This is a genomic window from Roseomonas mucosa ATCC BAA-692 (genome assembly GCF_000622225.1).
GTDB classification, from domain to species: domain Bacteria; phylum Pseudomonadota; class Alphaproteobacteria; order Acetobacterales; family Acetobacteraceae; genus Roseomonas; species Roseomonas mucosa.
This window is the reverse complement of the sequence record NZ_JHWD01000013.1, coordinates 1-12,848: the sequence shown is the minus strand read 5'-3', so window position 1 is coordinate 12,848 and position 12,848 is coordinate 1. Positions and strand designations below refer to the sequence as shown.

Here is a 12,848-nt window from a genome sequence, read left to right as displayed (position 1 = left end):
TTCCCTTCGCTGGAAGCCGGTCCGGTCCACGCCAACCCGGGGGGGTGGGCGCCGGCCGGATTCCGGCGCCGCCAGGCGGCGGGGCCCGGCGGTGCGCGGCGCGGACATCAGCCCGCCTTCGCCTCGCGGCGGCGGCGGGTCAGGATGAACTCCGTATAGCCGTTGGGCTGGGTCGTGCCCTCGAAGACGAGGTCGCACGCGGCCTTGAAGGCGGGACCGTCGAAGCCGGGGGCCATCGGCGTATAGGCCGCGTCGCCGGCATTCTGCTGGTCCACCACGCCCGCCATGCGGCGCAGCGTCTCCGTCACCTGTTCCTTCGTGGTGACGCCGTGACGCAGCCAGTTGGCGATGTGCTGGGCGGAGATGCGCAGCGTGGCGCGGTCCTCCATCAGCGCGACATCGTGGATGTCCGGCACCTTGGAGCAGCCGACGCCCTGGTCCACCCAGCGCACGACATAGCCGAGGATGCCCTGGGCGTTGTTGTCCAGCTCCGCCTGCACGTCGGCGGGCGCCCAGTTGGTGTCCCTGGCCAGCGGCACGGTCAGGATGTCCGACAGCTTCGCGCGCGGCCCGCCGGCGGCGATCTCCTTCTGCCGCTCCATCACGTTCACCTGATGGTAGTGCAGGGCATGCAGCGTGGCGGCGGTGGGGGAGGGTACCCAGGCGGTGTTGGCGCCGGCCTTCGGGTGGCCGATCTTCTGCGTCAGCATCTCCGCCATGGCATCGGGTGCGGCCCACATGCCCTTGCCGATCTGCGCCCGGCCCGCGAGGCCGCAGGCGAGGCCGGTGTCCACGTTCCAGTCCTCATAGGCCTTGATCCAGGGCTGGGCCTTCATATCCGCCTTGCGGACGACGGCGCCGGCCTCCATGGAGGTGTGGATCTCGTCGCCCGTACGGTCGAGGAAGCCGGTGTTGATGAAGACCACCCGCTCCTTCGCCGCGGCGATGCAGGCCTTCAGGTTGGCGGTGGTTCGCCGCTCCTCGTCCATGATCCCGATCTTGAGGGTGTTGCGCGCCATGCCGAGGATGTCCTCGACCCGGCCGAACATCTCGACGGCGAAGGCGACCTCCTCCGGCCCGTGCAGCTTGGGCTTCACGATATAGACCGAGCCGGCGCGGCTGTTCATGCGGCGCCCGTCCGGGCCGATGTCATGCAGGGCGATGGCACCGGTGATCAACGCATCGAGCATGGTCTCGGGCACCGGCTGGCCGTCCAGCGTCACGGCGTCCGTCAGCATGTGATGGCCGACATTGCGCACCAGCATCAGCGAGCGCCCCGGCAGGGTCAGCGTGCCGCCATCCGGCGCGGTCCAGCTCCGGTCCGGGTTCAGCCTGCGGGTGACGGTCTTGCCGCCCTTCTCGAAGCTCTCGGCGAGGTCGCCCTTCATCAGGCCGAGCCAGTTCCGGTACACCACCACCTTGTCGGCGGCATCGACGGCGGCCACGGAATCCTCGCAGTCCTGGATGGTGCTGACCGCGGATTCCAGGATCAGGTCGGAGATGCCGGCGGCATCGTCCCTGCCGATCGGGCTGGTGCGGTCGAAGACGATCTCCAGATGCAGCCCGTTCCGGCGCAGCAGCACGGCGCCGGGCGAGGCGGCATCGCCGGAATAGCCCACGAACTGCGCGGGATCGCGCAGTGCCGTGGCCGTGCCGTCCTTCAGCGTGACGGCCAGCCCGCCATCCTTCACCGCATAACCCCTGGCCTCGGCATGGCTGCCCTGGGCCAGCGGCGCGGCCTCGTCCAGCGCGGCGCGGGCGCGGGCGATCACCTGGGCGCCGCGGGCGGGGTCGTAGCCCTTCTGCTTCGGCCCTTCCTGCGGAATGGCATCGGTGCCGTAGAGCGCATCGTAGAGGCTGCCCCAGCGCGCATTGGCGGCGTTGAGCGCGTAGCGGGCGTTGTTCACCGGCACCACGAGCTGCGGCCCGGCGATGGTGGCGATCTCCGGGTCCACATTCGCCGTGGAGACCTGTACCTCGCCCGGCGGGTCGAGGAGGTAGCCGATCCCGCGCAGGAAACCCTCATAGGCCGCCGCGTCGATCGGCTTCGCCGGATGCGCGCGGTGCCAGGCATCGACCTTGGCCTGGATCTCGTCGCGCTTCGCCAGCAGCGCGGCGTTGCGGGGGGCGAGGTCGCGCAGCAGGGATTCCATCCCGGCAAAGAAGGCATCCGGCGCGACGCCGGTGCCAGGCAGGGCTTCCTTGACCAGGAAGGCTTCCAGTTCGGGGGCCACCCGCAGGGCGCTGCTCGCCGCCATGACCTGTTCCTCCGGAGATATGTGATCCTGGCTTCGGAGATAGCCGCCTTCGGGATGGCGGGCAAAGGGGCAGGGATGCCTTGCCGGGCGGCGCGCCGCCCGGGGCGGGCCAAATCTGCGACATTTCGCGGGCCGGGAGGGGTTGCGGCACCCTGCGGGCGGGCGGAGGCTGCCGCGCCGAAGGAGCGCCATGCCGATGTCCCAGAACCCCTCCCCGGGCCTTGCCGACTACCAGCCCAGGCCGCACCGCACCCAGAACTGGGAGGTGACCAAGCCCTCCGCGCGCGGCAAGCGCGGCATGGTGGTGTCGCAGAGCAAGGCGGCGGCCGAGGCGGGCGTGGCGGTGCTGGAGGCCGGCGGCAACGCGGCCGATGCGGCGGTGGCGGCGGCCTTTGCCCTGGCCGTGGTGGAGCCCTGGAACAGCGGCCTGGGCGGCATCGGCTTCGGCCTCGTGCACCGCGCCGGGGCGGAGAATGCCGAGGTGGTGGATTTCGGCCCGGTGGCGCCGAAGGGGGTGGACCCCGCCGCCTACAGGCTCACCGGCCGGCTGAAGAAGGACTTCTTCACCTGGCCGGAGGTGGAGGGCGACCACAACATCCATGGGCCGCTCTCGGCGCTGATCCCCTCCTCGGTGGCGGGGTACGACCTGCTGCGCGAACGCTTCGGCACGGGGATGCCGCTGCCGGAGCTGCTCGGCCCGGCGGTGGCGCTGGCCCGGCGCGGGTTGCCGCAGGACTGGTTCACGCTGATCAAGGTGGCGGCCTCGGCGAGGATCATCCGGCTCTATCCGGAAAGCGCACGGATCTACCTGCCGGACGGGCTGCCGCCGACGCCGCCCTACCAGGGCAATCCGGGCTTCTTCCGCCAGGGCAATCTCGCCGAAACGCTGGAACGGCTGCGGCGGCACGGGCTGCGCGACTTCTACGAGGGCGGCGTGGCGGCTGACCTGGCGGCGGACCTGCGGGAGGCCGGCAGCTTCGTGTCCGCCGCCGACCTGGCGGAATGCCGCGCCACGCTGCGGCCCGCTTCGGTGCTGGACTGGCGCGGGCGCTTCCGCGTGCAGTCGGCGGGCGGGCTGACCGCGGCGCCGACCCTGGCGGCGGTGATGCGGCAGATGGCCGAGGTCCGGCCAGGCAGCGCGCCGGACGCGGCCTGGTACGCCGCCCTGTCGCAGGCGATGCGCGATGCCTATGCGGAGCGGCTGACCAGCCTGGGCGCCGCGAACCCGCCGCCGGAGCCGGCGGAGACCTGCACCACGCACCTGACCGCGACGGATGCGGAGGGGAACATGGTGTCGCTGACCACGACGCTGCTCTCCTCGATGGGCAGCCGCATGGTGCTGCCGAAGACCGGCGTGCTGATGAACAACGGCATGATGTGGTTCGACCCGACGCCGGGCTCGGCCAATGCGATCCGCCCCGGGGCGCGGCCGTTGTGCAACATGCTGCCGCTGACGGTGTCCGAGGCAGGCAAGGCCGGGCCGGTGATCGCCGTCGGGGCCTCGGGCGGGCGGCGCATCCTGGCCAGCGTGTACCAGATGCTGGCCTGTTCGCTGGATTTCGGCATGGGCCCGGAAGAGGCGGCGGCGATGCCGCGCATCGACGTCTCCAGCCCCGACGCCACCAACGCCGATCCGCGCCTGCCTGCCGCCGTGCTGGAGGCGCTGGCGGCCCAGGGCGGGCTGGAGCTGGTGGAGCACGCCACCCTGCCGGTGAACTATGCCTGCCCGAACATCATCCGCTGGGAGGATGGCGAGGCGGTGGGGGTGAGCGACGTAATGTCGCCGAGCTCCGGCGCCGTGGCGGCGGGCTGAGCGGCGTCCGGGGGAGGGGTGGCCTCCCCCGGAGAGGCTCCTTGCGTCAGGCCGGGGTGGCGGCGTTCTCCAGGCAGTGGCGCGCCACCTGCTCATGCGTCAGGAAGCAGACACCCTCGAAGCCCTTGATGTATTCCACCAGCCGGTCGAGCAGCGCGATGCGCGAGCGGTGGCCGATGATGTGCGGGTGCATGGTGAGCAGGAACAGCCCGCCCTCGGCATAGGCGCCGTCGAACTCCGCCTTGAAGATCTCCTCCACGGCGGAAGGCGGGGTATAGGGGCGCAGGCCGCTGAAGCGCTGGAAGTTCAGGTAGGGCGCGTCGTCCTTGATCCATTCCGGCGGCAGCTCGACGATGCCGGTGGGGATGCCGTCGGCGACGATCTCGTAGGGGTCGTCATCGGCCATCAGGCTGCTGTCGTAGAGCAGGCCCATCTCCCGGATGATGCCCATCGTATCGACCGAGAAGTCCCAGGAGGCGGTGCGGATGCCGACCGGGCGGCGGCCGGCGGTCTTCTCCAGCACATCCGCCGCGCGCATGGTCAGGTCGCGCTCCACGCCGGGGGGCAGGGTGGTGTTCGCCTCGTGGATCCAGGAATGGATGCCGATCTCGTGGCCTTCCCCGGCCAGCGCGCGCACCTCCTCCGGATAGATCAGCGCCGAGACCGCCGGGTAGAAGAAGGACGCCTTCACCTCATAGCGTTCCAGCAGGGCGCGGATGCGGGGAATGCCCCGGCGGCTTCCGTACTGCCCCTGGCTGATGCGCATCGGGCTCTCGTCGGAGTCGCGCAGCGGCGTGGTGTCGTGGTCCGCGTCGAAGGAGAGGGCGACGCAGCAACGGGCCCCGCCGGGCCAGGAGGCGGGCGCCAGGGAGCGGCCGGCGCGGGCGCGGTCCACCATCCTGCGCCAGGTCGGCTCGGGCCATTCCCAGGGCTTCAGGGGCTGGTCGCTCATCGTGTCACCTCTTGGCTCGGGGGCAGGCCGGCACGAGAGAACCGGCGGGCGCCCGCGTCAACACCCCGCCGCGCGGCGAAGGCGCGGCTGGCACGCCGATTGCTCAAGGGGTACGGCATTGCAACCGCGCGCAGCGCCGTCGAGGGAGCCGTCCCATGGATATCGGTGTCTTCATCCCGATTAACAACAATGGCTGGATCATCTCGGAGACCTCGCCGCAATACATGCCGAGCTTCGATCTCAACAGGCGCGTGGTGCAGAAGGCCGAGGGCTATGGCCTGGATTTCGCGCTCTCGATGATCAAGCTGCACGGCTTCGGCGGCAAGACGGAGTACTGGGACTACGGGCTGGAAAGCTTCACGCTGATGGCAGGCCTGGCCTCGGTGACGAGCAGGATCCGCCTCTTCGCCTCGACCGCGGTGCTGACCCTGCCACCGGCCATGGTGGCGCGCATGGCGGTGACGATCGACAGCATCTCGGGCGGCCGCTTCGGCGTGAACATCGTCTCCGGCTGGCACAAGACCGAGTACAGCCAGATGGGCCTCTGGCCGGGCGACGTGCATTTCGGCCGCCGCTACGACTACAGCACCGAATATGTGACGATCATGAAGGAGCTGTGGGAGACCGGGGAGTCCGACTTCAAGGGCCAGTTCTTCCAGATGGACCACTGCATGCTCAAGCCCTCGCCGCAGGTGCCGATCAGGCTGGTCTCGGCCGGGCAGAGCGACCGCGGCATGGAGTTCGCGGCGCAGTACTGCGACTATAACTTCATCCTGGGCGAGGGCGTGAACGAGCCGCGCAAATGCGCGCCGCTGCCCGCGCGGATGCAGGCGGTGGGCGAGAAGGCCGGGCGCGACGTGGGCTCCTACGTCCTCTACATGCTGATCGCCGAGGAGACCGAGGAGGAGGCCTGGGCGAAGTGGGAGCTGTACCTCAAGGGCGCCGACAAGGAGGCGCTGGCCTACATGTTCGGCCGCGCGGCGGACGACAAGGATGCTTCCGGGACCTCCATGGCCGCCTCGGTGCTGCGCTCGGCCAGTGGCGTCAACTGGAACATGGGCACGCTGGTGGGCAGCCATGAACAGGTGGCGAGGATGCTCGACGATGCGGCGGGGATGCCGGGGGTGAAGGGGCTGATGCTCACCTTCGACGACTTCATCGAGGGTATGGACAAGTTCGGCCAGAAGATCCAGCCGCTGATGCGGAGCCGGGCGAAGGTGCTGGAAAGCGTCTGAGGCACGCTCCCCCGGGGGCCGGCCTGTCCGGCCCCGGGGCCCGCCGGTGGCGGTCAGGGCCCGGCCCGTTCCGCCCGCCAGGGCCGCCTTCCCAGGCCGGTGAAGAAACGCAGCAGGTAGCCGTCCGGATCGGCCAGGACGAATTGCCGGTTGCCGGCCTCGGTGTCGTCCTGGCGGTACCAGCGCTCCTCCAGCGGGATGACGATGCCGAGATCCGAGGCCAGGACGCGGGCATGCAGCGTGTCCACGTCGGGGATCTCGATCTGCAGGTTCATGCCGCGGCCATAGGGATGCTCCAGCGGCGCGGTGCGGAAGCGGCGGCCGGGACCGGCGGCTTCCTCCAGCATCAGGTGCACCGGGCCACGGATGAGATAGGCGAAGCGTTCCTCGGGCCGGGCCACATGGCAGCGGAAGCCGAGGATGTCGCAATAGGCGGCCAGGGAGCGGCCGAGATCGGCGACATCGAGTTCGGGAACCACGGGGGGCGGGCGAAAGGACATGCGGGCAGCCTAGCAGGCGGGCCGGGCCGCCGCAGCCTTCCCCGGCACGGCATCCAGGCGGCCACTGGCATACGCGCCACTGCCATACCGGACGTGGCCTATCCCTGCGGCGGGCGTGGGAGCAGGATGCGGCCGCGATGGTGACAGCGATGACGACCAAGACCGATCCCGCGCTGCTGAGCGCCGAGGAGCTTCTCGCGCTCTATGCGCGCCGGGCGCTCAGCCCCGTCGAGACCCTGAAGGCGGTGACCGAACGGGTGGCGCGGTACAATCCCTGGGTGAACGCCTTCGCAGCGCTGAACCCGCGCGCCCTGATGCAGGCGGGGGAAAGCGAGGCGCGCTGGGCCGCCGGGCGGCCGCTGGGGCCGCTGGACGGCGTGCCGGTGACGGTGAAGGACCTGCTGAACGTGGCGGGCTTCCCGACCCGGCGCGGCAGCAAGATCACTGACGCCACCCCGGCGCCGGAGGACGCGCCCGCCGTGATGGGGCTGAAGGCGGCGGGGGCCGTCATCCTGGGCAAGACCACCACCACGGAATTCGGCTGGAAGACGCCGGGCGACTGCCCGCTGCACGGCATCACGCGCAATCCCTGGGACCCGCGGCGGACGCCGGGCGGCTCCTCCTCCGGCGCCGGGGCGGCCGGGGCGGCCTGCTTCGGGCCGCTGCATGTCGGCACGGATGCCGGCGGCTCGATCCGCATCCCGGCGGCCTATTGCGGGCTGGTGGGGGTGAAGCCGAGCCATGGCCGGGTGCCGCAATGGCCGCACAGCGCCTTCGGCAGCGTCTCCTGCGCCGGGCCGATGACGCGCAGCGTGCGCGACGCGGCGCTGATGCTGAGCGCCATGGCGCGGGCCGATGTGCGCGACCCCTTCTGCCTGCCCGACGAGCCGCGTGACTGGCGCCAGGGCATCGAGGGCGGCGTGCGCGGGATGCGGGTGGCGGTGATGCGCCGCCCGGGCTTCGACGCGCCGCTGGATGCGGATGGCGAGGCCATGCTGCAGCAGGCCGCCGACTGGCTGCGGCAGGAAGGCGCGCTGGTGGAGGAGGCCGATCCGGACTTCCCCGACACGCGTGAGGGCTTCGGCCGCGTCTGGGGCGTGGCGTTGGCGCGGATGGTGTCGCTGACGCCCGAGGCCAAGCGCGGGATGCTGGATTCCGGGCTGGAGGAGGTGGCGCGCCGCGAGGGCGGGACGAGCGCCATCGATTTCCTCGGGGCCGAGGTTGCACGCACCCAGGCGGCGCATGCGGCGGGGCAGTTCCACCTGCGCTACGACCTGATCCTGGCGCCCTGCACGCCGACCGCGGCCTTCGCGGCGGATCAGCCGACGCTGCACCCCACCCAGGCGCTGTGGCGCGACTGGGCACCCTGGACTGCCGTGTTCAACCTGACGCGGCAGCCCGCGATCAGCGTGCCGGTGGGTCTGGATGCCGAGGGCATGCCGCGCGCCGTGCAGGTGGCGGCAGCCCAGGGGCGGGACGATCTGTGCTTCCGCGCGGCGCGGGCGATCGAACGGGCGGCGGGCTTCCCGCTGGCCGATCCCGACCTGGCGGCGAAGGCACCGCGCGTCTGAGGACAGGCCGGGGGTGCCCCCCCCCGGCCACACCTCATTTCGGCATCCCGCAGGCGAAGCTCGCCGCCTCGTCGGGATTGCCCTTGCCGTCATAGGTGGCCACCTGCGGATAAGGGCAGAGCGGCCGTGCGCGCGCGATGCGGTCGCCGGCACGCTGGGCGGCGGGGATGCTGTCCGGCGCCTTGCCGGCCTCGACCCATTCGACCAGCGAGGTCATGGCGTCGAAACTGTCCGTGCCGAAGCCGCCGCGGCAATGGAACATGCCGGGCACCATGAAGAGGCGGAAGAAATCCGGCGTGGAGGCGCCGTTCCTCGCCATGGCCTTCTCGTAGTACTCCACGCTCATCAGCGGCGTCAGCGCCGTGTCGGCCCAGCCATGGTACATGATCAGCTTGCCGCCGCGCCGGCGGAAGCCGGAGAGATCCGGATCGGTGGCGTTGACCAGGCCGCGCACGGCCGACATGCGCGCCGGGTCGCGGGCGAAGTCGAAGCTCGCAGGCTCGAAATCCGGGCGCGGCTTCCCGAAGGCCATGTTCTGCATGAAGGTCATGGCATATTCGAACTGCCGCGAGGGCTGGCCGGGTAGGGGGATGATCCAGCGCGTCCAGCCGCCCGCGGAATCGGTGCCGCCGGGCAGGCTGGGGCCGCTGGCCTCGGAACCCACGGGGAAGCCGTGGAAATAGGGCGTGCCATCGGGCAGGCGGATGCCGGTGTTGATGGCGGAGATGGCGCGGGCCTGCGGCGCGGTCAGGCAGTCGTCGCCATCCTGGCCCGCCGCGCACTGCTTCACGTCGCGCGCCGGGTCGAAGTCGCAGCGGCGCGGATCGGCGAGGAGCCCGTCCTTCAGCCCGTCGGCGGCGTCGCAGCGCGCCATCACCGCCTGGGACACGGTGCCCATCTTGGCGGGGGTCAGGCCGCTGCCGCGCAGGGCGCGGTCGTTCCAGACGTAGTTCACCATGGTATCGACGAAGTTCGAGACCGGCGCGCCGGCCAGGATGCCGTCGAAGTCGTCCGGGAAGCGCTGCGCCGAGATCAGCCCCTGGCGCCCGCCGGTGGAGCAGGCATCCCAGTAGGAATAGGCGGGCGGGCGGCCGTAATAGGCGGCGGTGGCGCGCCTGGCCTCCTCGACGGTGCGGTGCACGGCGCGGAAGGCATAGTCCACCATCTTCGCGGTACTGCCGGCGAAGCTGCCCAGCGGCTCGCGCTCCGCGTCATGGCCGGTGTTGTTGCTGGCGACCACGAAGCCCCGGCGCAGCGCGGCCTCGCGCGTCTCGCGCCGCGCGGGGGCGTCGAGGTCCTCGCCAGCATAGCCGCCATTGCCGAACATGTAGAAGCGGCGGTTCCAGTGTTCCGGCAGGTTCACCTCGAACTGGATCTCGGGCGCGATGACGCCGCGCAGGCGGCAATAGGCGGGAATGTCGCTCGAGGCCGGGAGGCTGGTGGCCGAGGTGATGGTGACCTCGCCGCCGGAAAGTCCGGCGCGCAAGCTGTCGCAGCCCTGCTGCGGCTGTTGCAGCGCCAGCGTATAGGGCACGCCGGACTGCGCGGCGCGGGAGAAGGTGCCGGTGCCCGCGCTTTCCGAGATGCCGCGCGCCGCGTCCGATGGCTGCTGCGGCGCCGGCTGGGCGGCCAGCGGCGCGCCACCCAGCAGCGATGCGGCGATGGCCAGGCGGAGCCCGGTCCTGCGTTGCGTCATGCTCTTGCTTCCTCCCCGAACGGGCGGGCGGATTCGGTCCGCCGACGGCGGGAAGGCTAGCCCGCGCGCGCCGGAAGCGTGAATCGCGGGCCCCGGGGAAACTGCCTGTCCCCGGGGCCGGCGATGGCGCGGCGCCTCGCTGCCGGGCCGTCCTTCTGCTAGGACCGCAGGCCGCGCAGTCGAGGAGAGCGAGCATGTCCGCCGATGGCACCGAGGCCCGGGTCCTGGATTGGCTGCAGCAGCATGAGGCCGCGATGGCCGCGCTGCTGGAGGCCATGGTGAACACGGATGGCGGCTCCTACGACAAGCCGGGCGTGGACGCGGTGGGCGCCATCGTCCGCCGCTTCCTGGCGGAACACGGCATCCCCGTGGAAACGGTGCCGGGCGAGCGCTTCGGCGACTGCCTGCGTGCCATGGTCGAGGCTGGCGAGGGCGCCGTCGCGGCGAGCGGCAACCGGCAGCGCAACATCCTGCTGATGGGGCACCGCGACACGGTCTTCCCGAAGGGCGAGCCGCAACGCCGGCCCTTCCGCATCGAGGGCGGCCGCGCCTATGGGCCGGGCGTGGCCGACATGAAGGCCGGGCTGGTGATGAACATGTTCGTGCTGGCGGCCTTCAAGGCGGTGGGCGGCGCGCCGGGTCCGCTGGTCGGCCTGTTCACGGGCGACGAGGAGATCGGCTCGCCGGAAGGGCGGCCGGTGATCGAGGCGGAGGCGCGCAACGCCCGCGTCGTCTTCAACAGCGAGCCGGGGCGGCCCACCGGCAACGTGGTCACGGGGCGCAAGGGCGGCGTCTTCATGGTGATGGACATCGAGGGCCGCGCCGCGCATTCCGGCGGCAACTTCGAGCTCGGCATCAGCGCCATCGGCGAGCTGGCGCGGAAGATCGTGGCGATCCATGCGTTGACCGACCTGGAGCGCGGCATCACGCTGAATGTCGGGCTGGTGAGCGGCGGCCAGAGCGTGAACACCGTGGCGCCGCATGCGCAGGGGCAGATCGACCTGCGCTATGTCGATCCGGCGGACCGCGAGGAGATCATGGGCAAGCTCCACGAGATCATCGCGACCTCCTACGTGCCTGGCACGAAGGCCACCCTGACCATCAAGGGCGAGTTCCTGCCCCTGGTGCAGGACGCGGCGGCGAAGCGGCTCTTCGACGCCTATCGTGGCGCGGCAGCGGAAACCGGCTTCCAGGTGGAGGGCGAATTCGCCGGCGGCTGCGCCGATAGCGGCTTCACCGCCGGCGTGGGCGCGCCGACGCTGTGCTCCGTGGGGCCGGTCGGCGGGCTGGCGCATAGCCCGGAGGAGTATCTGGAGATCGGCAGCATGGTCCCGCGCGCCCAGGCCCTGGCGCGGGCGATTCTGGGGCTGGAGAAGGCCGGGCTCTGAGCCCCGGCCACAGCCACGTGGCCGGGCCGACGTTGCACCGGCATGAAGCGGAGACGAACGTCATGAAGTGTCGGACAGGGCTTCCCCTTGCCGGGCTGGCATTCGCCCTTCTCGCCGGCTGCGGAGCTGCGCAGGATGGTGGCGGCGCGGCCAGGGAGGCGAATGGCCGGAGCGCGCCCCGGCCTGTGGCGGGCACGGCGGCGGGAGCGGCGGTCGGGATGCCGAACCCTGCCTCCGTCTTCTGCCGCGACCAGGGCGGCACGACGCAGCTCCGGAAGCAGACGGATGGCAGCGTGATTGGCCTCTGCCATTTCCCGGATGGCCGGCTCTGCGAGGAATGGTCCTTGTTCCGCAGCGGCGCCTGCCTACCGCCACGCTAGAGCATGATCTGACCTGATTGAGTCGGGGAGGGATTCCCGGACAGCTCAAAATCTGATTCACCCTGTTAGCCGGGAGGAGGCCGGTGGGGATGAGCAGAGCGCTGTCTTCCGACCTCAGGTCGCGCGTCATTGCCGCCGTGGAGGCAGGGTCGTCCCGCCGCGCCGCAGCAGCCCGGTTCGGTGTCTCAGTGTCCAGCGCGATCCGCTGGGTGCAGGATTGGCGGGAGAGCGGCCGGGATAAGGCGCAACGTCAGGGTGGCGACCGGCGGTCGCAACGGGCCGAAGCCTACAAGGACATCGTCCTCGCCGCGGTAGACGCCAAGGTCGACATCACACTGGTCGAGTTGGCCGAGATGCTCCGGCGGGATCACGGTTTGGCGGTGGCTCCAAGCACCGTCTGGCGCTTGCTCGACCGCCACGACATGACGGTCAAAAAAAGACCGCCCACGCTGCCGAGCAACTGAGGCCAGATGTGGCCGCCAAGCGCGAGGTCTGGTTCGAGGCACAGCCTGATCTGGATCCGGAGCGGCTGGTCTTCATCGATGAGACCAGCGCCTCCACCAAGATGGCACGGCTCTATGGGCGCTCGAAACGCGGAACCCGCTGCCGGGCGCCAGTGCCGCACGGGCATTGGAAGACAACCACCTTCGCCGGTGCGCTGCGCTTGTCTGGCCTGACCGCGCCGATGGTGCTGGACGGCGCGATGACGGGCAAGTGGTTCACCGCCTATGCACAGCAGGTTCTGGCACCCACCCTACGCCCGGGTGACATCGTCATCCTCGACAACCTGCCCGCCCACAAGGGCGCTGCCGTCCGGGAAGCCATCCAAGCCAAAGGCGCGACACTGCGGTTCCTGCCGCCCTACTCGCCAGACTTCAACCCGATCGAGAACGCCTTCTCCAAGCTCAAGGCGCTCCTGCGGAAGGCCGCCAGCCGCACCATTGACGCACTCTGGAACGCAATCCGCGATGCGCTTCCGCAGTTCTCACCACAGGAATGTGCCAGCTACTTCACCGCCGCTGGATATGAACCAGACTGATCAGATTATGCTCTAG

General features: G+C 70.7%; 10 protein-coding genes. 6 read left to right on the top strand and 4 right to left on the bottom strand.

What is annotated here, in order from left to right:
• Positions 1-107: 107 nt before the first annotated feature.
• Positions 108-2,258 carry a malate synthase G gene (locus BT98_RS0113905; RefSeq protein WP_019460921.1) on the bottom strand — a complete coding sequence of 717 codons (2,151 nt, stop codon included), beginning with the start codon at positions 2,256-2,258 and terminating at the stop codon, positions 108-110.
• Positions 2,259-2,454: 196 nt separating this feature from the next.
• On the opposite strand from BT98_RS0113905, the gene BT98_RS0113900 reads away from it, so the two are divergent.
• A complete protein-coding gene (locus tag BT98_RS0113900) occupies positions 2,455-4,071 on the top strand; it encodes a gamma-glutamyltransferase (RefSeq protein WP_019460922.1) in 1,617 nt (538 codons plus the stop codon).
• Positions 4,072-4,117: 46 nt separating this feature from the next.
• Here BT98_RS0113900 and BT98_RS0113895 read toward each other — a convergent pair whose 3' ends face one another.
• On the bottom strand, positions 4,118-5,023 hold the full coding sequence (locus BT98_RS0113895; RefSeq protein WP_019460923.1) for a polysaccharide deacetylase family protein: 906 nt from the start codon (positions 5,021-5,023) through the stop codon (positions 4,118-4,120).
• A 155-nt stretch (positions 5,024-5,178) separates the two neighbouring features.
• On the opposite strand from BT98_RS0113895, the gene rutA reads away from it, so the two are divergent.
• Positions 5,179-6,258, top strand: coding sequence for a pyrimidine utilization protein A (gene rutA, locus BT98_RS0113890; RefSeq protein ID WP_019460924.1), 1,080 nt, complete (start codon positions 5,179-5,181; stop codon positions 6,256-6,258).
• A 53-nt stretch (positions 6,259-6,311) separates the two neighbouring features.
• Here rutA and BT98_RS0113885 read toward each other — a convergent pair whose 3' ends face one another.
• On the bottom strand, positions 6,312-6,758 hold the full coding sequence (locus BT98_RS0113885; RefSeq protein ID WP_019460925.1) for a bleomycin resistance protein: 447 nt from the start codon (positions 6,756-6,758) through the stop codon (positions 6,312-6,314).
• A gap of 137 nt (positions 6,759-6,895) precedes the next feature.
• Between BT98_RS0113885 and BT98_RS0113880 the strand changes: the two genes are divergently transcribed.
• On the top strand, positions 6,896-8,329 hold the full coding sequence (locus tag BT98_RS0113880) for an amidase family protein (RefSeq protein WP_019460926.1): 1,434 nt from the start codon (positions 6,896-6,898) through the stop codon (positions 8,327-8,329).
• 34 nt (positions 8,330-8,363) lie between these two features.
• Here the strand turns inward: BT98_RS0113880 and BT98_RS24400 are convergent, their stop codons facing one another.
• Positions 8,364-10,025: a tannase/feruloyl esterase family alpha/beta hydrolase gene (locus BT98_RS24400; protein WP_019460927.1), complete on the bottom strand. Its 1,662-nt coding sequence runs from the start codon at positions 10,023-10,025 to the stop codon at positions 8,364-8,366.
• A 194-nt stretch (positions 10,026-10,219) separates the two neighbouring features.
• Between BT98_RS24400 and BT98_RS0113870 the strand changes: the two genes are divergently transcribed.
• The 3 genes from BT98_RS0113870 to BT98_RS26645 all read left to right on the top strand — a co-directional run bounded on the left by BT98_RS0113870 (position 10,220) and on the right by BT98_RS26645 (position 12,832).
• Entirely contained in the window at positions 10,220-11,413 is a 1,194-nt protein-coding gene (locus BT98_RS0113870) for a M20 family metallopeptidase (protein WP_019460928.1), read from the top strand.
• Between the two features lie 218 nt (positions 11,414-11,631).
• The gene (locus BT98_RS28105; RefSeq protein ID WP_019460929.1) at positions 11,632-11,793 is read left to right on the top strand and encodes a putative hemolysin; all 162 of its coding nucleotides are present in this window, start codon (positions 11,632-11,634) and stop codon (positions 11,791-11,793) included.
• Between the two features lie 89 nt (positions 11,794-11,882).
• Positions 11,883-12,832 (top strand): IS630 family transposase gene (locus BT98_RS26645; protein ID WP_085977441.1). Its coding sequence is split into 2 segments (ribosomal slippage): positions 11,883-12,222 and positions 12,222-12,832, totalling 951 coding nucleotides; the frame shifts between segments, so codons are not numbered across the junction.
• Positions 12,833-12,848 lie beyond the last annotated feature (16 nt).